Source organism: Rhizobium sp. KNZ14-9A (assembly GCF_056755015.1).
In genome coordinates this window covers 571,093-593,704 of the sequence record NZ_JBPGXB010000004.1, presented here as the reverse complement: position 1 = coordinate 593,704, position 22,612 = coordinate 571,093, and the positions used below count along the sequence as shown (strand labels likewise).

The following is a 22,612-nucleotide window of genomic DNA, read 5'->3' as shown; positions in this document are numbered from 1 at the left end:
GACGTTTTTCCTCCGCTGACGAAACGCTAATCGCGGCCGAGACGACCGTCCCGGTGCGCCAGAGATGCCGTGATCGCATAGGACGACGGCGATCTCTTGCCGGGCAGGTTCGCATCGAGGATCACCGTCTTGACGTCGCCGTAATTCAGAACGATCTCGAGCAACTCCTCCGATGAACGGACGCGCCACATTTGATACGGCACCGCCACCCCTACTGGAAGATCGTCGAAGCCGCACCCGACGGCCGCCTCGGCGCTGGAGCCTTTGACAATGAAAACCCTCTTGGTGTCCATGCGGTAGCAATGGCCCTCGAAAGCGTAGCCATAGCCCAGTACGATCGAGTACCGGGCCTCGGTTTGTGCCACTCCCGATCTGTAGAGCTGCATCTGCAGCGCGGCGTTTCCGTTCTCGCCCGCGTCGAACTCGCCGTAGTCCGTGCCGGTATTCAGCTTGACGCCGTATAGGATTACCGTGTCCGAAAAGTATGTCCCGACCCTATCGGGTGCTGGTACGCTTACATCAACCATTTTGAGCCTCCTTTACCAGTGTATCTGCCTCCACCTGATGCAGTCTTCGATCTGCCGGACGTACGGGCGCGCGCGCCCTTCGTAGCCCGCGTCCAGAAACGCTTCCGCTGCCGCCTGGAATGTCAGGCTGTCGGGATCGAGACGTCGCCACGACCTGACCACGGCTTCTCCGACGATATCCCTTGCTTCCTCAAGCGCGGCCTTGCTAGCGAAATGACGAAGCTCGTAGTCCGGCTTCGGACCGCGCAGGCCGTCTTTGATCAAATCGGGAGCCAACTGTTGGCGCAAGCTGCCGAAGCGGCGCGGGTCGAGATCGGTCACTCCCCTTTCGAAGAGGATGGTCTGGTAGATTTCGACGAGGACGTCGAACATCGCCGCCGCGAAGGGCTTCGACCTGTCGTGCACGTCGTCACCGACGTCCGCGACTTTGAGCGAATTGTTAAACGACCTGAGCTGCTTTTCGTCGCTGAGTTCGGCGAAGCGATCGAGTTCGTTGTGGATCAAGAGGTTGCCACCCGTGCGTCGCAGGAGCCGGTCGACCGCCGTATCGAAATGGAGAAGGCCGAGGAGCGATATGAAATCTGCGACCGCCTCGTGATAGGCGAAGAAGTCGGTCCCCCGCCCGTCGCCATATGGAATGCCGAGTTCGCTCAACAGAACGAGATGGCCCACCTCATGCGCGACGGCATCGAAGTTCAGCGCAAAACACGAAGTGGGCGTCGGCTGGTCGCTTTCGCCTAGTTCCAGAAAGCCGAAACCCGACTGCGCGTTTTCCCAGTCGGATATGCGCGGCACGATCTCCAGACGCTGGTAAGTCGGCTCGAAGAACCACGTGATGCGCCGGCCGATGTATCCCTCGCAGATATCCAAGACGCGGCGCGTGCAGGCGTAACTGTGAACCGAAAGGAAGGCGGGCGAGCCGGGGAGGATGTGGTCGAAGTGCCCATCGGGTCCCGGTTCGACGGGAGGGCGCAGTAACCCCCGGTAGGGCGGAAGATACGGAAGGCGATAGGGCCGCTTGGGTTCGACCGGATAGGCAACGTACATGCGACTGTCGGAGGGTCCTGCCACGATAGGGCCCGCAGAGTTGCCGATCCACACAACCTCCGGCTTTTCGTATCCGCGAATGAAAGGGGGCTGGGGGAAAACGAGAAAGCGGGTCCCGACGGGCGGTCCGGAGACCACCGCATGCACCCTATCTCCCGGATTTGCGATGGCATCCAAGGCTGCCCCCAATCGCCCGCAATCCCCCTAACCGGGCGAGGCAACACTATACTATCAATGAGGGCCATTACTCAAGATTTTATCCATAAAATTGTAGTATTCCATGTCGTAGGAGAAAGCCTCTGTTAGTTCAAAGTTCGTCGGTCGCGGGATTTTCTCTTGATCAAATCTTCTCGACGACAGGAACGCGAGAAGACCGATAGCATCGGCTCTTTTCTGTCGGCGCATCCCGTCGGCGAGCCAGCGATCAAGACTTGCGAGTTCCTGTCCGGCGATACCCTGTTCGGCTGCCACGGAAAGGAGCTTTCGAAAACTCCTTTCCGTGTAGTGCATGGAGCGTGCCAGTTCCTCGAGCTTCACTCGAAGTTGCCGTCCGACAACGCGTGCGCGTTCTGCCTTCTTCAGTGTGAGCCTGATGTCGATCATGGCGTCCCCCATGGAAAAGGACCCGAATTCCGCGGGGGCCATCGCAACCGCGACGTCTGCGTCGTCGGCGAGAGCGGTTCGGCGGTACCACCTGAAGACCATGCCGTAGCCGGCCATCCCGTAATCCCCCAGTTCCGCAGCCCTGAGCGCTCCCATACTGGAGGCTCCCAAAACGTGCACGCCGCGCGACATGGCCCAGAGGATTTCCTTGTGCCGTACCGCTGGCGACTGGGCAAAGACGCCGTCGATGAGGACGATCGCCGACGGCGCATGCTCGGACACCGCCCGGACGATATCTCCGTTGCCCGCCGGAGTGAGATACAAAGCGTCGAGGTGCCGCCGGGCCTCCGCGACGCTCAGGGTAGGCCCCAGGAAGACGACGATATCAGCTCCCATTCTGGAACTCCGGGTCGGTTTCGAGCGGCGGCGTCACGACCCTCACCACATGGAGCGGGATGGCTTCGTCGGAAAAGAGCAGCACGACGATCGCGGCCATCGCTCCGGCGCGCCGCAGTGCATGCAACGGAGCGAGCGGCAGGTCGGCATTTGCGATATCCGGCGCGGGGTATGCAAACCCGGCGACTGCGAGCTCCCGCCGCCACGCCGCCAGCTCGCCTGCGTCCTGATAACGGTAGATGTGGCCTGCAACGTCCTCGCGTGCGGCCGAAATGACCCCGAGCCGGGACTGACACGCTTCCAGCAGTGCCTTGGCGAGCGCACGGTCGTGGGTCCGGTCGCAGCCGAAGCCTTCGGCCGGCCATGGAGCCAGAGGAGCCTCCCCGGCGCTCTCCATGACCTGACACCAGTAGACGGGGAGGCCGTGTTCGGTCGGGATCGACCATATCCCGACGGCGCAGCCCGCCGAAACCAGCCGCCCGGCGATCTCGCCAGCGGCTCCCCCGCGAACGGATCGGATGTCAAGCCGATAACGGTCGAAGAAATGGGGTATCCGCAACGCCGCACAACGCGCGTGCCTTTCCAGCAATTCGAAGCAGGCATGCTCGATCGCGCCCCGCCAACTGGTGCCGGCCGCGAGACCGGCGGTGTTGCGCGGCAGCCAGCGGGGATGCGGGGAGGGTACGATATAGGCGGTGTCCACCATGGCAAGCGGGACATGGACCGGACTCGACAAGAAAAGGTTCCAGCCTTCGATCCAGTCCAGCGTGTCGTCGGCGTCACCTTTGGCGGACAGGTGGGACCAGTAACCTTCGCGGTTCATGGCCCGAAGACCCGCCCGCTCCACCCGTTCCCCGGAAATTCGCTCGGACGCCCATCCCTCCAGCGATTCCATGAGCGCCGAAATCGCGGCTTGCCCGAAGGTGAGGCCCTTGCCCTGATTGACGCTCACCGATCGCGACAACGGTCTCACAGCCTGGGCTACCGGTATGCCGATGCGGTCAAGTTCGGTAATCGAACCCAGCCGGGTGATGCCGAATTCCCTCCTCCTTGCAAGAATCCGGCGGACGGTCTCCTGCGGATCGGGAGAAGGCGCAACGGGTGCCGCCAAGATGCTCTCGAGTATAGCTCCGTGCAGCACGCCCGCCCTCCGTGGATTTCCTCAAGCCAGGATTTTCAAGTCGCGTTTGGCTCTTTTCGAAAGCCATGCCGCTCCCTGGGAGTCGGCGATCCGGATCGCCCGCCCGAGATCGCTTTTGACACGGGCGGACTTGTCTCCAAGTCCCTGTCTCACGTTTGCCCTTCGGCGGTACAATTCCGCCAGCCAGAACCACTGGCCGCTCTTGCGGCCGAGGAGGATCGCGTTCTCGATGACGGAAAGGGCCTCAAGGGGCCTTTCCGTCCGTTGCAGAACCTCCGAATGCATATCGGCGTGTATGGACAGGTTGTCGTCGGTCCCCGATCGCTGCTGAAGGGTTAGCGCTTCTTGAAAACGTTTTGCTCCGCTTTCTGTCGAGGAGGCCATCAACTCGGCCCAGCCGCAGTACATGTTGGCGCGGGCCTGGCTTGCGACCAGTCCATGCTCCTCCGCCAGCGAGAGCATTTGCTCACCGAGGGCGCGCACGTCCTCGTACTTGCCCTGGCAACGTCTGAGGACGATGGCGTAGTAGAGCGCGTGTACGAGGCTGCCGGCGTGATCAGTCGCCACGGCATGTTCCAGAGACTGGCCGATCGCTGTTTCGCTCGAGTCGGCCCGATCGACGATGAGATAGGACAGCGCACTCTCGCCGAGCCCGCACACCTTCGCGTCATGGCCGCCGAAGAAAGCTCGATGCGTGACCGCCCTGTCGGCATCGTACAATTCCAGGCCCCTGGCGACGCAGTCGAGGCAAAAGCCGTGCTCGCCGGCGTGGAAGCTGGTAGCCCAAGCGCAGTGGTATGATTGCAGTCTCGTCTCCGGATCGCTGACCGTCCTCATGTCGTCGACCAGGATGCGGGCGCGTGATTGTTGGGACCTGACATCAGGCGCTGTGAACCACCATCCCCAATAGGTGGGGAAATGAAACTGTCTCGTCTCCGTCCCGCGCCGCCTCACGAGCTGCATTGCCCGCGAATATATCCTGCGCGCCCTCTCAGAACCTTCGCCCTCCAATGCCGTCGCCACCACTCCCTGGAGTTGGAACATGTTCAGGATGAGGTCGCCGCGCCCCGGGTGCCGACGTGACAAGGAGGCGATTTCCGTGGAGCAGAGGTCGAGCGAGAGCGCGGCTTCCTTCATTGCGGATCGCAGCACGCATGCTTCAGCCGCCATCAACGCAAACTTCGCGGCATCGCCGTGCCTGCCGGCCTCCGCACATTGCCAGGCAGCGATCTCGGCGGGCAAGGGAGGCACGCTTTGCTCGACCAATAGTTTGGCGATGCGCATGTGAATTCTTCGCCGATCGCTTTTCAGCAAGCTGCTGTAGGCCGCCTCCTGGAGGAGCACGTGACGGAACTGGTACGTGTCTGCCTGATTGGAAGAAGGTTCGATGATGCCGTGGGTGGCCAGCAGCTCCAAATGGCTGCCGAGTTCGTCGCGATCCGCCTTCTCCAGGAGATTGCCGAGCATCCCGACGGTGAATTGCCTTCCGACGACGCTCGCAAACTGCGCCACACGGCGCGCCGCCCCGGCCGCCGCCAGCCTCGATGCCAGCAGGTCGTTCAACGACGACACTCCGCCTTCGAGGAGGAGCCCCTGCCATTCCGATGCAGGTTGACCGGACCTGTGCCTGGCTCGGAAGAAATGGGCGAGTTCTTCGGCATAGAGGGGCAAGCCGTCGGATTGCTCCAGTATGAAATCAGACAGACCGGCGGGAGGCGATCCTTCCCACATCGAGGTGACCAGTTCGCGGATCGCCATCGACGGCAGGCCAGCGAGCGCCAGACGTGACGCCACCGCTTCCGCGCGATCGACGCGAGATGTCTGAATGACGAGCATCGGCAGTCTGGCGGCAAGCGCGCATAGGCTGTCCAGCAGTTCCACAGTCATCTCGTCGGCCCAGTGGACATCCTCGAAGACGATCAGGATCGGACCCGAAGCCGCTCCGGAGCAAAGCAGGCGGGCGGCCGCATTGATCACCTTAGCGCGGAAAGCCCGCCCTCTCAGATCGGTTACTCGAATGTTTCCCGCAGTCGCGCCGGATGGCTCGGTGGTGAAGGCGGCGATGATCTCCGCTGCATACGCGTCGACTTCGATCCCGGCGGCCTGGAGCGCTTCCCGAAGCGCGGTACCGTCGCCGCCTTTCAAAACGCGGGCGTCGACTGCGGCTTCCAGAAAGCCAATGAACGGATGAAATGGGTGACCTTCAAACCGTCTGTTGCACTGGAACGCCAATCCTCCGCCGTCGATACTCCGGCGAAGCTCCGAGATGAGCCGGGATTTTCCGATGCCCGCCTCGCCGATGATGGCGAATGAACTCCCCTTTCCATCCCGCGCGGAATTCCATGCCTCTACCAGGACCGCCAGTTCGGCGTCCCGACCCATCATCGCCCGGCCGACATTGCGCGGTGGGGGAACCGGGCCGGCCGCGGGCTTCTTCGCTTCCGGCCGCCAAAGCGTGACCGGCGTAGCGAAACCCTTGAGTTCGGCTTCGGCGATTCGGCTGTAGTCGAATTTGCCTTGGGTGAGTTCGTAGGTCGCATCCGCGACCAGCACCGAGTTCGGTTCCGCCTCAGCCTGTAGCCGAGAAGCCAGTATCGGTGCCGTGCCCACGATTTCGTCACTCTCCGACCCAAGCACGACTAGACTCGTTGCTATCCCGATGCGAAGCCTGAACGCCTCTCCTGTCTTGCGTGTCCGCGGCGTGGCCAACCGGATCAGTTCAAGCGCAGCATCGACGGCACTCTCGGCCGCATCCTCAGACTGCTCGGGATACCCGAAGAAACAGCACCCCCCATCGCCCAGCCGTTTGTGAAGGAACCCGCCACGCTTGCCCACGATCGCCTCGGCGGTTTGATGCAGGGCAGCGACGGACCGGGAGAACTGCTCCGGGCCGTTCCGAACCAGAATCTCCGTGGAACCGACGATATCGTAGAACAGGGCGGTAACCTGCCGCCGCTCGCCTGCAAGCCGTAATCGCGCGTCGAGGCCATTCATCGTGCTTGTCCCCAAATCGGCAGACCAGCCAACCACAACTCCGGTGGCTTGCGCAAGCGTTTCGTGAGGCATTCTCAAATGCAACTGTCGGCGGAAGCACATTGTTCGCCGACGAGGCCGCGGTGCGCACTTGACTGCCCCGCGCAGGGATCGCGGATGCTCACGCAGTGGACGGGGACTGCGCTCCAGACATCTTAGGTTGACGTCATTGACGCCAATGTAGCGGCCGCTGATCATCGTTGCATCGCACAAGGATTCGCCGAGATGGTTTCTGATCAGGGCAGCGCAATTGCACCAAATGTTACCGGCCCACACCCAAAACTCCACAATTGGCTGATTGAGCAGCGTGAGTATGACCGGCAGGAGCAGAGACGTGGACGACGGCATGCATACGAATTTGCCGACGCTCGCCGAACGGCCCTTATCGTGATCGACATGGTTCCGTTTTTCGTCGAGGAGAGCGGCTACTGCAGAGGGATACTGCCCAACATCATTCGCCTCGCAGACGCCCTTCGGCTCGCTGGTGGCGCAGTGGCGTGGGTCGTTCCGGGCTCCGATCAACCACATCCTGGCCTCACACGGGAATTCTTTGGCGAAGAGGTAGCCGACGTATTCAGGACGTCAGGTGGAGCTGGCCCGATTTCGAAGAGAGTGTGGTCTGGCCTATCCCCACAGGAACAGGACCTGTATTTCGAGAAGTCCGCCTACAGCGCGTTTTTCCCTGGCTCTTCAGAATTGCCATCAGTTCTTCGCGCTCGGGGCATCGACACGGTTCTCATCACCGGAACTTTGACGAACATCTGCTGCGAGTCCTCGGCCCGAGACGCCTATGCCAGCGGTTTCCGGGTAATCTTCATAGCTGACGGGACGGCTGCCAGGCGCGATCAGGACCACAACGCAGCACTCCACAATATCTATCGGAGCTTTGGCGATGTGCGACCGACAAACGAAGCTCTCAGCCTCTTGTCCACTTCGACGGCTGCATAGGATTTCTCCGCAATGTGTAGAAAGAATCTGGAACTTCTACTACTCCATGCGCTGCCTTTGGATGGATCGATGTGGGCCGCCCAACTCGACCTCTTGCCAGCGGCAACATATGCGCCGACGCTTTATGGTTTCGGTGATCGTGTCGAGGATTGGGCCGCCGAAGCATTAAAACTCCCCAGAGGCGACCAAGTGATCGTCGTAGGTTGCTCAGTTGGTGGTTCGTGCGCTTTGGAAGTTGCCGCACTCGCCCCGGAGCGTGTTGCGGCGTTGGTCCTCATAGGGACAAAAGCTGCCCGGCGGCCAGACCCTGCGCTTCAGGCGATAGCCGTCAAAACCCTTCGAGAGAAAGGGCTGGAGGCGGCGTGGCATGAATGGTGGGAGCCAGCTTTTTCGACCTCGACTTCACCCGCGATCATCGCCGAAGCGAAGCGCATCCTCATGCGCCAGCCGCTTGAGGATGTGGTGCTTGGCGTTGAGGCATTCCACACCCGCCAAAGCCGAAATGATGTCCTTTCGACATTTCCAGGCCCAGTGCACATAGTCACGGGCGCGGACGACGTCCTACCAGGACTCGCGACCAGTTCCAAGCAAGCCGATATAGCCTTAAACGGTTGCCTGCATGTCATCCCGGAATGCGGGCACTACGTGCCGATGGAACGGCCAGAGGCGCTAACTTCGATAGTCCGTCAATTGATCGATCAGATGAGCGGTTAGCTGCTCGTCAATCATTTGCTATCGATTCTCAAGTTGTGTTCGCGGGTAAAAAGTAAGCGGCGCGTCGCTCGCACCTTGACCGAAGTAGATTTTGCTGATCGCAGCATGATGAATACTGCAACTGTGCGCCAGAAGCGATCATCGACTGTGATTTTCCAAGACCTTCATCGCAATCTTTTTATCGGCAGCCGTCCAGTATATTCCCTGGACCATACAGCCAGACATAACTTCGTACTTGTCGCCTTCTTGAGAGCTTAGCTTCCTAAGGGTGACGATCGCCTCGTCGGGCATAGTGCGTGGTTCACCTTGGAGGCGATGATTCCAGTCCACGGAAAGTCGACCTGTGGGGATACTGCCCTTCAGGCTCTCGAAAACTTCGAATGTCACACGCGCGTGGCCTGGCGTTGTGGCTTCGTAGTTTATAAGCTCCCCCGCACGATCGCGTCGGCGGCAACTAGGCTGTAAAAGAACGGCCGAGGTGCGGCGCAAGCATATGCGGTCGTGGTTGCGGTCATGAGAGACAAGAGTGTGCCAATTGTCGGAAGCAAAACCTTCATGCGGCGGCCCTCCCGCGCGAACCGTAATCGTCGGTCCCGAAAACCGCAATGACATGCCAGGCCGGTTCACTCATCAAAGGCGCAAAAACTTGCTCAGCACTGTAGCCAGGCATCCTCTGACCGAGCGGCCCCTTAGCGGCCATCCGGGGATTGTGGTGACGTTTCGATTATCGAGATCAACCGGAAAGTTTCGCACCACAGCAACATGTCGGGCCGATAGACACCCGTCCGCTCGAAATACTCGCGGTGCGAGATACGCCAATGATCGAGGCTTGAATCTCCTTCTCCTTCCTTGGCTGCAAACTCTTGGGTGACCTGATCGAACGCCACCTGCTCAATAGAGACTGTCTCCAATACTGCTCTTGGACGGCCTTCGCCGTCACACACGGCGGATCGGCGACCGACTTCCGCTTGTTGTCCCTCCTCGATTGGCCAGCATGTCGCGGTCTTCAGGCCACGTAAGACGAGGTCGAGCAACTCATCGGCAAGAGCTGGATGATCGCCGAAGGCGAAGCGATCCAATGTTTCCCACTGGGTCTCCCGTTGTACCCCTGAACGCAGTTCGTCACTGATCATATTGCAACGCGGAAATCTCTACACCGAGGGTTGATGATTTGTGGTTCGTACAACAGGATACCTTCGTTGAAACACTCGCGCAAAGAAATCTGAATTCGCCCAAGAGGACCAAGCCGATGGGCAGGTCTACATATTCGATGGACATAACGACGCGATCATATCCATGGTCGACGATGGCGCTACTGGTCGAGATTTCTGGTTCGTTCGGAGAATGGTCATCTTGATCGTGAGCGGTGTTTTCTCACACATTGACGAGGTGCGGACATCGCCTTTCATAGAAATAATTCCGTTGCCAAATCCTCCTATTCACATTCCCAACGATCATGAGGGGATAATGACCGACATTCGGTTCTTCGATGGCCACAACGATGCGGTTCAGTTCTTCGCGGAATACCGGTCTCCCGGTCGAGACTTCCTTGCAAGGTCTGAAACTGGACATCTCGATCTGCCTCGCGCCATTGAGGGTGGGATGATCGGCGGACTGTTCGCGCTCATGGCGAAGCCTGAACATGCACCCGAGGGCAATGTTATTAAGACCGACGATGGGTATGAAGTGATCTATCCAGAGAGCTTCCCGCTGTCGGCTGCCAGACCTCAGATTGGTAGGCAGCTTTCGGCATTGAGGGCCGTAGTCGAGCGATCCGCCACGAAAATGCGCTTGGCAACGACCGTTGACGAAATTATAACTGCCAGGTCTCAAGGACAGTTCTCTGTAGTCCTGCACATGGAGGGAGCGGAAGCGGTCGACGCGGAATTCGAATACCTGCACACGTTGTATCAGGGCGGCCTGCGATCCTTGGGACCTGTATGGAGCCGTCCGAATATTTTCGGCCATGGCGTCCAATTCGCATTTCCGCGATCACCGAATATAGGCCCTGGACTGACGCCTCTTGGGAAAGAACTCGTCAAGGTTTGCAATAACCTTGGCATCATGGTCGATCTAGCCCATATGAACGAGGAAGGCTTTTGGGATGTTGCATCATTGAGTAACGCCCCGCTCGTTGCAACACATGCCTGTGCCCACGCTATCAGCCAATCCACAAGAAACCTGACCGACCGACAACTTGATGCCATACGGGATACGGACGGCGTCATAGGTTTCAACCTCGCGGTCTATGACATCCGCGCGGACGCGCATCTCGATGCAAACACGTCTCTCGATACCGTTGTTTGCCACATCGAGTATCTCATCAACCGCGTTGGTGAGGACCGGGTAGCGCTTGGATCAGATTTTGACGGCACCACGGTGCCGAGCCAGATTAAGGATGTCAGTGGAGTGCCGCACCTGTTCGAGGCTATGGGTAGAGCCGGATTTGGTCGGCAAACGATATCGAAATTCGCCTGTGAGAACTGGCTTAGGGTGTTTAGCCTCACTTGGAAGTGATGCTTCGTGCTTCGTTAGCGCTGAGGAACGCACCCCCAGATATTTTCGGTAACGGCGTACCGTTTGCGTAGCTTTGTCGCCCGAGGATTTCGAAGACCTTCTTCCACTGCCTGTCCGACAAACGCGCCTGCCCCTGCGACCGCTCGAGCCGCGGATGGATGTCCGTCAGGAAATTGCGCTGCCAGGTCGTCAACCTCTGGCGTTGCAAGGCTTGCTGATATCACTTCGGAGATTTCCGGCCGGGTCCATGGCGCTCACGGCCATATCTAAAGACGGCGGCCTAAGCCGGAGGTAGCAAAAAATCGTAAATGCGGCCGGAGGCGGACCTATAGGAGAGTGGGAGTTTCCGACACGGCTTGCTTCTTGGCTACCCAGAGATCGTTCGTCCTTTCCATCAGGATCGATTCAGCTGGATATTTGCGCTGCTGCAACGCGACGAGATCACCGAGACTCCCATGCATCCACTTGTCATATTCGTCATGACGCAGGAGCACGGGCATGCGGTTATGGACGAGTGCGACCGCCTCGTTGGCATCAGTCATAGCGCCGGAATAAACCGAGCCCCACTCGTCACTAATTCGCCACAAGCCACCCCATGCAAAAATTGGTTCGTCTTTCATGCTGAACCAGGTTCTGGTCATGCGTCCTTTCACACCCTCCGCTTCCGCGAAGCCAGTCAACGGGATCAGGCATCGCCATTGTGGCTTGCTGGCCAGCCCCACCCACATATACTTCTTCAAATCAGCGATGTTGTTGACTGGCTTCGGCTTGGCATCAGGTTTCATATCCTTGAGCCGTAGCGGAAAGCCCCACGTCATCGAGCGCATCTCTCGGATGCCGTCGTTCTCGATGATCACGGTGCCCGGCGTCCCGGGATAAACCTCTGGCCCAGCGTTCGACTGGATCGGGTTCGGCACTCGAAAATACTCGGCCACCTCGGCGGCGGTTTTGCGGACTGTGTAGAGGTTGCACATTCGACAGACCTTTCGGCAGATGACGCGCGTTGGGGCTAGATAAGCATATTGCTTCGAGTTGCCCAAGCCTTCCCAGGCGGGATGCCACTACGCCAGCGGTCACGGGTATGCAGGATTTCGAAATCGTCCGATGGAGGCGGGTCCCGGAACTGAAACTCAATGACATCCTGGATAGTGCCGTGCAGCCATCGTTCATATTCTTCCGGCTTCAGGAGAGCTGGCATCCGATCGTTATACGGCCGCACCTTTTCGTTGGCGGTCATCGTCATCCCTGCGAAGACCGGGCCGAATTCGGCAGTGTTTCGGCAAAAACCCGCCCAGGCCATCAAAGGCTGCCTGCTCATCGAAAACCACGCGCGTGTCTTCTCGCCCTTCGGGCCATCAGGATTAGCGAAGTGCGTCAGCGGGATCAAACAGCGATAACGGGGGTCGACCACAGTCTTATTCCAGAGTGGATTGGTCAGGTCGGCGACTAGACCGATACGGCCGGGCGGCTCCCCGTTGTGGCGCATCTCGGATGTGTGACGCGGGAATCCCCAGGTGAGCGATTTCAGGAGGCGTACGCCATCCCTGTCGAAAATCACGAGGCCGGCCGAGCCTTCGATCGTTTCGGTCGGAACGTCGCAGGAAGGCGGCACGTCGACGCGGAAGTGGTCGGCGATCTGTTCGATTTTCCGCGCAATTGCAAATAGGCGCGACATTAGCGGCCTCGGGTTTCGCCAAAACGGTTGGCCTTTTTATCACACGAACAAAAAGAGAACAACAATCGCCTTGAGGCGGTAACACCATCTGGGTGCAAGGAAATGTATTTTCGGCGAATGAGGTTCGGGGCACGTTCGGTAGAACGTGCAATCTTTTTGTCACCCGGTGACCCTATGGTTCGGTCCAGCCAGATTCCCGCGGGTCGGGCTGCGCCGGCGTTCACATAGATCACATCGGCTGAATCGAAAGCTACGACCTGGCAGTGGAATCCCGCCGCGGCTATTGACCTCAAGGTCGGTTCAGGTTGCAAGCATACCTAATGCCTTGGAGTTTCGATCATGACGAAGATATTGCAAGACGATGATCTGAGAGATTGCTCATTCATGAATGTTGCGATCGACGCCGTAGAAAATGCCTTTCTCGCTCGCGCTCATGGTCAGACGGTATCCCCGCCGCGACACCATGTATCGTTCCCAGGACGAGGCGATCTGGTTTTTACGATCGGTGGTTCTTTGGGAGAAAGGCCAGTTGCGGGCTTTCGGGCATACGAGACATTTGAGGGGACAGAACACTCGCAGATCGTTGCAGTCTGGTCTGCAGACGACGGCAGGTTGAAAGGGCTCATTCTCGGGGAACGGCTCGGCGCGATAAGAACTGGTGCGATAGGCGGTGTCGCTATTAGGCACCTCAGTTCACCAGAAGCCAGCGTCGTTGGTGTGCTGGGGAGCGGGCTTCAGGCGCGAACCCAACTCACAGCTGCGGCCGCCGTGCGCAAAATCACCATTGCCCGAATTTACAGTCGCGACGAAACTCGGCGAAACCTCTTCGCCCGGGAAATGCAGGCGGAGCTTGGAATCGAGATAAGGTCAGCAGACAGTGTCCGCGAGGCTGTGAGCGATGCCGATATCGTCATTTGTGCCACGTCTAGCAATCAACCCGTTGTCAACGCGTCTGATCTGAAACGGAGTGTGCATGTCAACACGGTCGGCCCAAAAACGCTCGATGGGTATGAACTCGGGCTAGATATTGCGGATATGGCAAACATTATAGCGACCAATTCCTCCGAACAGACGCGAGCGTACGCTTCCTCCTTCTTCCTGAACGGTTCAGGCAATGAGGATCGCATGGTGGAGCTTTCTGATATAATTGCAGGGAGGGAGCTCGGCCGGACGTCGGCGGATCAGACCACCCTGTTCTGCTCCGTCGGCTTGGCCGGCACTGAAGTCGCGGTAGCCTCAGCAATCTTCGACAGCTTGTAAGTTAGACGTATGCCAAGCCTAAAGCCGTCGTATCCTGTTAGTTTCTGAACTCTCTGTAGGATTTCTGCGACGGGCAGATTGGCAGCCTGCTGCCTAAGCATAGGCTAGGCACCAGCCGGGACCGCGAACCCAACATTGCTCGGTCGGCAGCTCATCACTACGGTGCAGCCGCGTCACTCTCTTGTGCTCCCCACTCTCGAATGCCGCCGCGAGCGCTTTTTCCGATTCCGCCTCGCGCATTCCTTCACAGGGGAAGATGGCCACCGGCGAAATCCATTGCGCGTGGAATTCCTCACCCTTACGCGTCACGAGGAACATCGCTCCTCGAAGATGCATGTTGCTCCAATTGCTGCTGGTAAATCCAAGGTCGGTCGTAAGCGGTAGGACCAGCCTCCCACCATCATTGAGCCGGTCCAGCCAGATATCCGCCGGTCGGGTTGCTCCTGCATTCACATAGATCACGTCGGCTGCATCGAAAGCCACGGAACTGCCATCTCCCTGAACCACGGAAACGTTCCGATAGGGAGCGAGATTTGCTTTCGCGCGGGCAGCAAGCTCCGGCTCGAACTCGATCGCCGTCACCTTGCCGGATGCGGTAACGAGGTTCGCCATGATCGCAGAATAGTAGCCAGCACCAGCACCAACATGCACGATATGCTCGCCGGCTCGCAGGGCGGCCTGCGAAAGCAAAAAGGCATGAAGTGAAGGTTGTCCATTGTTGATGTGGCGCTCGGGGATGATGCCAACGATGTCGTCGGTATAAAGGTAGACAGGATCGGCGGTCGGGGTCGGAACATAGGCTTTCCGCATCCGGAAGATCGGCCACGGACCCGGACCAAGGAAATCCTCTCGCGGCACCGCGGCGAAAGCGGTCTCGACACGCTCATCTACGATCCTGACAGCCGCCGTGATCTGCTTCGCATACGCTTGACGCACGATCTGTAATTCGTCCGGTGTCATAGGCAGAACCACCCGAAATATAGCCCCTACTTATTTGGGGGCTTGTTTTATCTATTGCTGCGACGAGAGAATAGGTGGTTCCGCGGCAGCCGCAACGTCTCCAAGTGGCGCAAGGCAAGGCCGATGCCGCCGGAGCCTTCCACGTTGATCGCCGTCATTTCAAGCAGTCTGCAGCCCGTTCGTCCTTTTTCGAGACCAATAGGTGCAGACCCCGACTACCGTTGATAAGCAGCGCCCTGTTTTCAACAGGGAGGCGGAAGGCATCGGGGGCTGTTCTCGTCGGCATCTCGCCGCTCCTGTCTACAAAATCCCACTTGTTGTCGGCGTTTAGTGTGTAGATACCGTCGGCGGCGGGCTTCACAAGTATATTGCCGACAGGGAATTCGATTGGTCGCGGAAACTCGTCCTGCGAAGGAAACGTGATCGAAACCTTCCGGCCGTGTATCGCAGCGATCTCTCCGACATATACCTCAATGCCGTCGAAGCTCTCGTACGTGTGCGTTGCTTGATGGGCTGGAAGTTCTGCGGGGTCGCGTGGAGGCCACGGCACCGTGTAGTTGTCGTTGTTGGTCGGCTGAATAAAGATTTGCTTGTCTGCCGTTACACGCGCCGCTCGAATGCCGTTGAAGCTATCGTCGAAGACGATGATTTTCCCGGCATCATCGCGCAGGTAAGCGTGGCCGTAGGCGGTAAACAACAGAAGGTTCAATTCGGGAAGGTCAAAAACTCGGCCAGGTCCACCGGGTGCCACGCTCGCATCCCAGAACATGGATTCGACGGTGCCTGACGATTTCAGGAGATACAGTCCCGAATTATCTGAGATCACCGTCCCGCCGAACCTGGCAACGTAAACAGCCGAAAAAGGGCGCACAAATGGCTTTCCATCGGCGGCAAACAGACGTTGGAAGTGCTTCTCCCCTCTCTTCAGCCGGAAAACGCCGAGCTTCGAACTCACCCCGACAACATCGCCGTTTGAGGTGTCCGACGCGTATTCGTCACCATAGTGATTGGGGAATGCGCCGCCAAATGGCACGAAGGTACCTGACTCGTCGATGGTCCACACACCCCCGCGGTTCCAGGGAAATATGATCGCTCGATCCAGCCCAGGGACCGCCACCACCTTCGATGTCATGCGGAGCGATTGGAACATCTCCTTCTCTATGGGAAGGCCGTTGTGGACTGGAACCAGGCAAAGTGGTGAGGAGATGCCGGAGATGCCGCCCCCCGGCGGGATTGCGGGGAAGCTACCGGACCTCGTCGGTAAAGAGTCGGCTGCCAATGTTATGGGATGCGTCTGAACGTCGGCCTTCTTACCAGCAAGACGCTCGGGAGGGCGGGCTCGAAGAGAAGGCTTGGGCGCATCGTCAGCTGTCGGAGATGTGAACCATAGGTGGCCGACGTTCCTTAACGCAACTCCCGGCCAGAGGGGAGCGCCAATCAAAGTGAACGCAAGCCCAAACCCAGCAAACGTCAACCAGCGTTTCATGACAAATCCTTGGCCCTAAAATCGTGTGCAATGAATAAGCTACTGAGGGTTCTCGTGTGGAGAGCAATCTTCTCGCTCACGCATGCCATCGCCGAGGTGATTCAGGCCATACATACTGAAGCGCTTGGTATCGGAGGGAAATGGGCAGCCCTGAGAATGGCAAGCGAACAAGTCCACTTCTGGCGCGAACCGGTCATGCCTACGGCCACAACTGCCGCCGCATCCCGCCATTTCAATCAACGACCACTGCGGCCCTTAGTGGACCTTACTTGTAATCGGGGAAGACTACCCTCTTGTCATCAGGCGCATCTGCCCACGCACGATAGGCCTCGTATTTCACCGCACCGGACGCAATTCCCTTGACCATGCGACGGCACACCTCGGCAGTCGCCTTCTCTGGAGGCATTCCGCTATCCCGTTCGACCTCTGTCCTTGCTCGATCGGTCATGGCTGCCAACCCATTCTCAGTACATGCTTGGATAATTCGTGAATGGGTCGCCGGCTGTTTACGAATGATAGAAGCGTAGTATTCGAAGGTTTCTCTGTTCCATGCACCGCCATCAGCCCGGACCAAAGACGGCATCGCGACCGCTGTGATGAGTGCAGCAAAAAATTGAATTCTGTTCTGCAAATAATCCCCCAGGGTTGCGCCGCCAAGAAGAGCAGTTTTTCGATGTGGGCGCAACTATTCACGCGGGCCGCATGATCGCTGTTGGCGCAAAGCCATCACATCCCAGCCGTGCCTACATCTGCCTACGCAACTTCGTCCTCGCTAGTCTCAAGTGAGCGAGATCGTATTCGAGATTTTGAAGGGCGGCGGACAGCCGATTCCAGCCAACCCGAGCGCGAAGCTTATAAATATCTCACTGGTCGGTTATCGTCATGGCAGCGCTCTGCATAAAATCGAGGTTATTGACAACAACCAGAAGGCAATCAGAGATAAACTATCTACGCTCCCCAGAAAGATCATTTCACGAGGCGTTCATGAAAGGTTCGACTAAGCCCAAAAGATTGCGGGTCCCAGTGTTCTTCGCGATTTTTGTTTGCTCCTGGTTATTGCTGGGCCTTGTTTCGTCGGCTGTGGTGGTCGGTTCCAATTTCATTCCGTCTGCCGAGTGGTTGGAATGGACAAATCCTCTGCGTGTCATTGTGGGCTCCCTATCCGCCGCGCTTTTTGTCTGGATTGGTTGGAAAGGCGCTGGAATGAGCAAACTGAAACGCGTCCTCGGTGTCATAGTCGGCCCGTTTGTGGGTTATTTTATGGGAAGCAGTATCCTGTTCATTTGGCCGTTGCTACTCCCACTGATCGCAGGCGATGAAGTTGCGCTTCCGTTCAAGGTACTTCGACTAGCCGATCGCTTGGGAAAGAACTGCCACTCTGCAGTGATGTTGGAAGACACGCCTTTTCTTATAGGCCGAGTGTGCAACGTCCCTGATGACATTAGGTTACGCCTGTCACCGGGGATCGGCGTCTTCGTACGCGGCTGGGGAACGCGTCTCGGCGTGTACGCGCATGACTTGAGCCTGACCTCAACTGACCTCGCTTCACGAAGTTGGCCGCAGAGCCTGACGCACGGCATACCCATGCGCGAAACCCCACATGGAATTCTTACGAACACCGGTGTTTCCAGTATTTGTCGTTGCTGATGACCGCAATTGACGCTTTCCAGCCTAGTGAAAGTTCCTCGACTTCACCTTGAGCGTATCGATGTGCAGGTCTGGAACTTATCCCGAGCCGGATACTATGCCGAGCCCGTTCCCTAAGGCCCGAGATTTCCTATAAACCAAGCGCAATGGCTCGGCATAGTTTCATATGCCCCAAAGCCGGTTAGGCGAGCCTGTCCGGCTTTCGGCCCGAGCCGTCGGGACAGGAGAAACGCCAGCCTCCGCCTCGATACGGAACAGCACTTCTTCCGCCTCCTCGGTCTTTCCTACCCGTTCAAGACATCGCGGCGTTCCGGGAAGATGACGCCGAAGATACCAGGCCCAGATCGTTCCCAGCCCCCGACGATGAACATCGCCCGCCAGCCGAAACGGAATGATGGCCATGGAGGCGAGGAAAGTCGCGAAGACGCGCTCCACCGATCAGGGCGATCAGGCCGACCTACCGACCGCGGTCCGCTGGGGCACGAACTCGGTGATAAGCCCGTAGCCCATGACATACTCGGCATCATTCCGAGGACCATGACGGAACGCATCGGAATGAGCCAGGCCATTGACGGCGCGAAAGCGGATAGGATTGCCATCATGCCGAAGAGCGTAGATTGAATTGGTACGCGAACAGACGACCGTACCGGTCGCTAAGCCAGCCTCCGAAAGCCCCGCCGATCGTTGGTCCGCAAAGGTCGCCGACATGAACCACGAGTTCAATTGCAAGGTCGACCATCCAGCAAACATCGATGTCGATATCGCTTGCTAATCCTCAACTCTTCTCTTCGAAAGCTGCATTGGGGCTCGGAGACTCAACCGCTGCGTGATAAGCGGATGTATCGAAGAGGTTCAGCATGCGGGTCACTCGTCTATCTATTCGCAACTTTCGCGGGGTCCGAGAAGCAATGCTGCTCCTGCCCCGCCACGGTGTTTTCATTGGCGACAACAACACCGGAAAGACCACCATATTGGAGGCGCTGGACCTCGTACTGGGGCCGGACCGGCTCAACAGACAGCCGCCGATCGACGAACACGATTTCTATCGAGGAATCTATCTTGCTCCACAGGCGACACCTGGGTCCGATACGCCTAGCGATCCCGAGGAAACTCCTCCGCGGATCGAGATCGAAGTCTCGGTCGCCGACCTTTCCCCCGAGCAGAAGGCCCGTTTCGGCGACTACGTCGAATTCTGGGATAACGCCAGCAACACCTTCTACGACGTCCCCAATCCCCAAGGGGTCGACACCTCGTCGATCATTGAGGCGATCCGCGTGACGTTCCTTGGATACTATGATCCGGAAGAAGACGACTTCGAGGGCAAGACCTTCTTTTCGCGGAGCCTTGCAGAGTCCGATCGAGGCGTCCCGTTCGCAAAGAAAGACAAGCAGCTCTGTGGCTTTCTATATCTGAGGACCCTCCGCACGGGCGCAAGGGCACTCAGCCTGGAGCGAGGTAGCCTGCTCGACATCATCCTACGGCTGAAAGAGGTGCGTCCCCGGATGTGGGAAGACACCCTTTCAACCCTCGCCGACCTGCCCGTCGCGAGCGATCCGGCATTGGGCATCTCGCCGGTCCTGGAGAGCATCAATAATGCCCTGAAGAAATACGTTCCCAAAGAGTGGGGCGTCGAGCCTCACCTGAAGGTTTCGACACTGACACGCGAGCACCTCAGAAAGGTCATAACCGCCTTCATAGCCACGGGCGACGGAAGCCATGCCGCCCCGTTCTATCGGCAGGGAACCGGGACTATAAATATGCTCGTCCTCGCGATGCTGTCGCAGATTGCCGAAGGGAAGCAGAACGTCATTTTTGCGATGGAGGAGCCGGAGACGGCTATCCCACCCTATGCGCAGAAGAGGATCGTGCATGAGGTCCGAACGCTGGCGTCGCAGGCGCTTTTCACCTCGCATTCGCCCTACGTCCTCGAGGAGTTTCCACTCGAGGACACAATCGTACTCAGTCGATCGAAGACGGGGGAACTGATCAGGAACACCGTCGCCCTACCCGACAACGTCAAGCTGAAGCGCTACAGGCAGGAGTTCAGGACGCGGTTTTGCGAGGGCCTGCTCGCCCGTCGGATACTCATCGCCGAAGGCGCGACGGAGACGACCGCGTTTCCGGCGGCATGCCGTCGGCTGTCGGAGTTAAACCCGAAACGATATTCGTCCGTGGAAGCGCTTGGCATCTGTGTCGTCGATGCCGGAGGGGAAACTGCGATTCCAGGAATGGCGCAGCTTTACCGCGGCCTGGGCAAGGCGACATATGCGATCTGTGACAAGCAGAATGATACGAACCTTTCGCTCATCGTCAAAGACGTGCAACTCCTCCTGATGCATGATGAAAAGGGTTTCGAGGCAATGGTCCTGAACGGAGCGAACAACGCGGCCATGAAGCGCTTCGCGGTGTCATTAGACTGGCCGCAACATCTAAAGCAGAAATACAGCAAGCCCGAGGACGATGCCAAGGCCGCCCTGGAAGATTACTTCATCTGGGGAAAAGGCAACGGGAGCATCGCGGACTTCGTGGCTCAGTGCTCTGAAGCCGAAATGCCCGAATGGCTGAAGACCGCCTGCTCTAAGCTCAAAGACTTCTGCACGGTCCCCGATATCTTCGACTTAATTTGGGGACAGCCACTCCCCGAGGTGCCTGAAGATGCAGTTGAGTAAAGGGCAGTTGGATATCATGGCCTCGAAAGGCCACCTCCTCGTAACCGGGGGGCCTGGCTCCGGGAAAACCACGATATCGATATTGAAGGCCGGTCAGATCATCGACGCGCTGCCATCGGGCCACAAGGTGCTTTTTCTGAGTTTCGCCCGGGCGACAGTATCACGGGTAATGGAAGCCATCGATGCAGAGAAGGATGTCGGCCCGGAGATCAAGCGGCGTATCGATGTCGAGACATACCATTCGTTTTTCTGGCGGATATTAAAAGCGCACGGATATCTGCTCGGTTTGCCTCGGCGGCTCACCATCCTAACCCCTCCTGCCGAGGCGATCGCCCTCTCGGAAGTCAGGCATAGCCATCCGGGTTCCTCCGACGGCGGAAAGGCGGCGCGTGAGGTAGCCGAGGAGAAGGAACGGTGGCGGTTGGCAAAAGTGGAAGGTCGCGTTTGCTTTGACTTCTATGCTGATCTCGTTGGAGACCTACTTCATCAGAGCAGCCGCGTGCGGCAACTGGTGTCTACGATGTACCCTTGCGTCATCCTCGACGAATTTCAGGACACAAACGCCGGGCAATGGAGAGTCGTGCAAGCCCTTGGACGTGAATGCCGCCTGATCGCGCTGGCCGATCCAGAGCAGCGCATTTTTGATTTCATCGGAGCCGATCCTAAGCGGCTTGATGATTTCCGTGGCGAATTTTCGCCTACGGAAGTCGATCTCAGCACCGACAACCATCGAAGTTCGGGCACGGAAATCGCTAAGTTCGGCAACGACGTCCTGAAGGGCGTCTTCCAACAAACCTATGCAGGAGTTGAATTCGAAGTCTTCGAAGCGTTCTCGAATTTGGCGATGTCGAAGCTGGTAACGACCATATATGGCGCGCGCCAGAGACTTATACATGCTGGCGTGAAGGACTGGTCACTGGCGATCCTGGTGCCGACGAAAAAGATGACCCGGTTGGTCTCTGACATCCTGCGCGAACCGCCGGGAGGCATGGCGGCCATCCGGCACACGCCCGTCATCGACATGGAAGCTGCTATCCTTGGCTCGGAAGTAGTTGCCTTTTTGATGCAGCGCCCGGGTTTCCACCAGTTCGAAGACTTCGTCGAACTCGTGTGCAACTACTACCAGGGCAAAGGCGGCAACGAACCCACAAAAAGCGCGCTTGAGATGGCAGCCAGACTGCATAAGGCGCACCAGGAGCTAAAGGATAGCCTGCGCGCGCAAAAGCCGCTTAGGAAGAGCAGTATTATCAACGCCACCCTTGCCGCGTACGAGAGTGCGCGCGGATTGGTATTCACGGGCAACCCAGATACAGATTGGCAGCTCGTGAGAAGCGCGCTGTCCGTTTGTGCTTGTAGCAGACTGAACGAAATCGCTACGGAGGTCCGCAACATACGTATCCTTGAACGCGGCACGGAACTTCGCCACGCCCTGTCGGAAGACTGGAGGCAGAACGGTTCTTACCGCAATAGCCTCAAGATAACTCGCCAGGCGTTCGTTCGGGAACACTTCTCCATCGGCGGGAAACCGGAGCGAGGCGTAGTCGTGATGAATATGCACAAGGCCAAGGGAAAACAATTCGATGAAGTGATCGTGTTCGAGGGTTGGCCGATTAAGCAAAAGGGAAGGATCATCTACAACGGCGACCGGATCGTCCGTTTCAATTCGAAGGACGAGGTGGATGATCAGGTTCGACAGAACCTGAGGGTGAGCGTCACCTGCGGGAAACGACGCGTAACCGTGATGACGCCCCGAATTGATCCTTGTGTCCTTCTCGTATGACCGTAGCCATCTCTCCTTGATGCCGACGGTGCAGCCACCCGACCCTCGTCGTCGGAGAAGGGCAATCGACGTCGAGTTGAGTCCCCGTGCGGCGAGCCGTAAGCCTCGGGACCGATGGCCTGCGGAGGCAACGCGCAAAGCTTCAACCTGCTGCGCTCCGGCTCAGACGACGGCGTGCTGCTCTTGAAGAGCATCGAACCGGCTGTTCG

18 protein-coding genes are annotated in these 22,612 nt (G+C 58.2%); 7 read left to right on the top strand and 11 right to left on the bottom strand.

Annotation, left to right across the window (positions count from 1 at the left end):
- Positions 1-26: 26 nt before the first annotated feature.
- From ACR9ZQ_RS33045 to ACR9ZQ_RS33025, 5 genes are read right to left on the bottom strand one after another with little or no spacing between them, the layout of a single operon-like run.
- The gene (locus ACR9ZQ_RS33045; RefSeq protein ID WP_481429797.1) at positions 27-527 is read right to left on the bottom strand and encodes a hypothetical protein; all 501 of its coding nucleotides are present in this window, start codon (positions 525-527) and stop codon (positions 27-29) included.
- A gap of 12 nt (positions 528-539) precedes the next feature.
- Complete coding sequence (locus ACR9ZQ_RS33040) at positions 540-1,751, bottom strand: hypothetical protein (RefSeq protein ID WP_481429796.1); 1,212 nt, start codon at positions 1,749-1,751, stop codon at positions 540-542.
- 54 nt (positions 1,752-1,805) lie between these two features.
- Positions 1,806-2,573, bottom strand: a complete 768-nt coding sequence (locus ACR9ZQ_RS33035) for a TfuA-like protein (RefSeq protein WP_481429795.1) — start codon at positions 2,571-2,573, stop codon at positions 1,806-1,808.
- Positions 2,563-3,684, bottom strand: coding sequence for a YcaO-like family protein (locus tag ACR9ZQ_RS33030; protein WP_481429794.1), 1,122 nt, complete (start codon positions 3,682-3,684; stop codon positions 2,563-2,565). Before ACR9ZQ_RS33030 ends, ACR9ZQ_RS33035 begins: the two co-directional genes overlap by 11 nt.
- Positions 3,685-3,735: 51 nt before the next feature.
- The gene (locus ACR9ZQ_RS33025; protein WP_481430964.1) at positions 3,736-6,708 is read right to left on the bottom strand and encodes an ATP-binding protein; all 2,973 of its coding nucleotides are present in this window, start codon (positions 6,706-6,708) and stop codon (positions 3,736-3,738) included.
- Between the two features lie 264 nt (positions 6,709-6,972).
- Here ACR9ZQ_RS33025 and ACR9ZQ_RS33020 point away from each other — a divergent pair, with 264 nt between their 5' ends.
- Both ACR9ZQ_RS33020 and ACR9ZQ_RS33015 read left to right on the top strand, forming a co-directional pair.
- A complete protein-coding gene (locus ACR9ZQ_RS33020) occupies positions 6,973-7,695 on the top strand; it encodes an isochorismatase family protein (RefSeq protein ID WP_481429793.1) in 723 nt (240 codons plus the stop codon).
- Positions 7,696-7,707: 12 nt separating this feature from the next.
- Complete coding sequence (locus ACR9ZQ_RS33015) at positions 7,708-8,409, top strand: alpha/beta fold hydrolase (protein WP_481429792.1); 702 nt, start codon at positions 7,708-7,710, stop codon at positions 8,407-8,409.
- Between the two features lie 689 nt (positions 8,410-9,098).
- Here the strand turns inward: ACR9ZQ_RS33015 and ACR9ZQ_RS33010 are convergent.
- Positions 9,099-9,542, bottom strand: a complete 444-nt coding sequence (locus ACR9ZQ_RS33010) for an ASCH domain-containing protein (protein WP_481429791.1) — start codon at positions 9,540-9,542, stop codon at positions 9,099-9,101.
- A 334-nt stretch (positions 9,543-9,876) separates the two neighbouring features.
- On the opposite strand from ACR9ZQ_RS33010, the gene ACR9ZQ_RS33005 reads away from it, so the two are divergent.
- On the top strand, positions 9,877-10,926 hold the full coding sequence (locus ACR9ZQ_RS33005; protein ID WP_481429790.1) for a dipeptidase: 1,050 nt from the start codon (positions 9,877-9,879) through the stop codon (positions 10,924-10,926).
- Positions 10,927-11,252: 326 nt separating this feature from the next.
- Here the strand turns inward: ACR9ZQ_RS33005 and ACR9ZQ_RS33000 are convergent, their stop codons facing one another.
- Positions 11,253-11,900, bottom strand: coding sequence for an SOS response-associated peptidase (locus ACR9ZQ_RS33000; protein ID WP_481429789.1), 648 nt, complete (start codon positions 11,898-11,900; stop codon positions 11,253-11,255).
- 35 nt (positions 11,901-11,935) lie between these two features.
- The gene (locus ACR9ZQ_RS32995) at positions 11,936-12,601 is read right to left on the bottom strand and encodes an SOS response-associated peptidase family protein (RefSeq protein WP_481429788.1); all 666 of its coding nucleotides are present in this window, start codon (positions 12,599-12,601) and stop codon (positions 11,936-11,938) included.
- Between the two features lie 339 nt (positions 12,602-12,940).
- On the opposite strand from ACR9ZQ_RS32995, the gene ACR9ZQ_RS32990 reads away from it, so the two are divergent.
- Positions 12,941-13,861, top strand: coding sequence for an ornithine cyclodeaminase family protein (locus ACR9ZQ_RS32990; RefSeq protein WP_481429787.1), 921 nt, complete (start codon positions 12,941-12,943; stop codon positions 13,859-13,861).
- 93 nt (positions 13,862-13,954) lie between these two features.
- On the opposite strand, the gene ACR9ZQ_RS32985 is transcribed toward ACR9ZQ_RS32990, so the two are convergent.
- From ACR9ZQ_RS32985 to ACR9ZQ_RS32975, 3 genes are all read right to left on the bottom strand, one after another.
- Positions 13,955-14,821, bottom strand: a complete 867-nt coding sequence (locus ACR9ZQ_RS32985) for a protein-L-isoaspartate O-methyltransferase family protein (protein ID WP_481429786.1) — start codon at positions 14,819-14,821, stop codon at positions 13,955-13,957.
- 154 nt (positions 14,822-14,975) lie between these two features.
- A complete protein-coding gene (locus ACR9ZQ_RS32980; protein ID WP_481429785.1) occupies positions 14,976-16,307 on the bottom strand; it encodes a hypothetical protein in 1,332 nt (443 codons plus the stop codon).
- A gap of 265 nt (positions 16,308-16,572) precedes the next feature.
- Positions 16,573-16,938: a hypothetical protein gene (locus ACR9ZQ_RS32975; RefSeq protein WP_481429784.1), complete on the bottom strand. Its 366-nt coding sequence runs from the start codon at positions 16,936-16,938 to the stop codon at positions 16,573-16,575.
- Positions 16,939-17,291: 353 nt separating this feature from the next.
- Between ACR9ZQ_RS32975 and ACR9ZQ_RS32970 the strand changes: the two genes are divergently transcribed.
- From ACR9ZQ_RS32970 to ACR9ZQ_RS32960, 3 genes are all read left to right on the top strand, one after another.
- A complete protein-coding gene (locus ACR9ZQ_RS32970) occupies positions 17,292-17,954 on the top strand; it encodes a hypothetical protein (RefSeq protein WP_481429783.1) in 663 nt (220 codons plus the stop codon).
- Between the two features lie 857 nt (positions 17,955-18,811).
- Positions 18,812-20,623, top strand: coding sequence for an ATP-dependent nuclease (locus ACR9ZQ_RS32965; protein WP_481429782.1), 1,812 nt, complete (start codon positions 18,812-18,814; stop codon positions 20,621-20,623).
- Positions 20,610-22,403 (top strand): UvrD-helicase domain-containing protein, encoded by a 1,794-nt coding sequence (locus ACR9ZQ_RS32960; protein WP_481429781.1) that lies wholly within the window; start codon positions 20,610-20,612, stop codon positions 22,401-22,403. The genes ACR9ZQ_RS32965 and ACR9ZQ_RS32960 overlap by 14 nt, the downstream gene beginning before the upstream one ends.
- Positions 22,404-22,612: the final 209 nt, after the last annotated feature.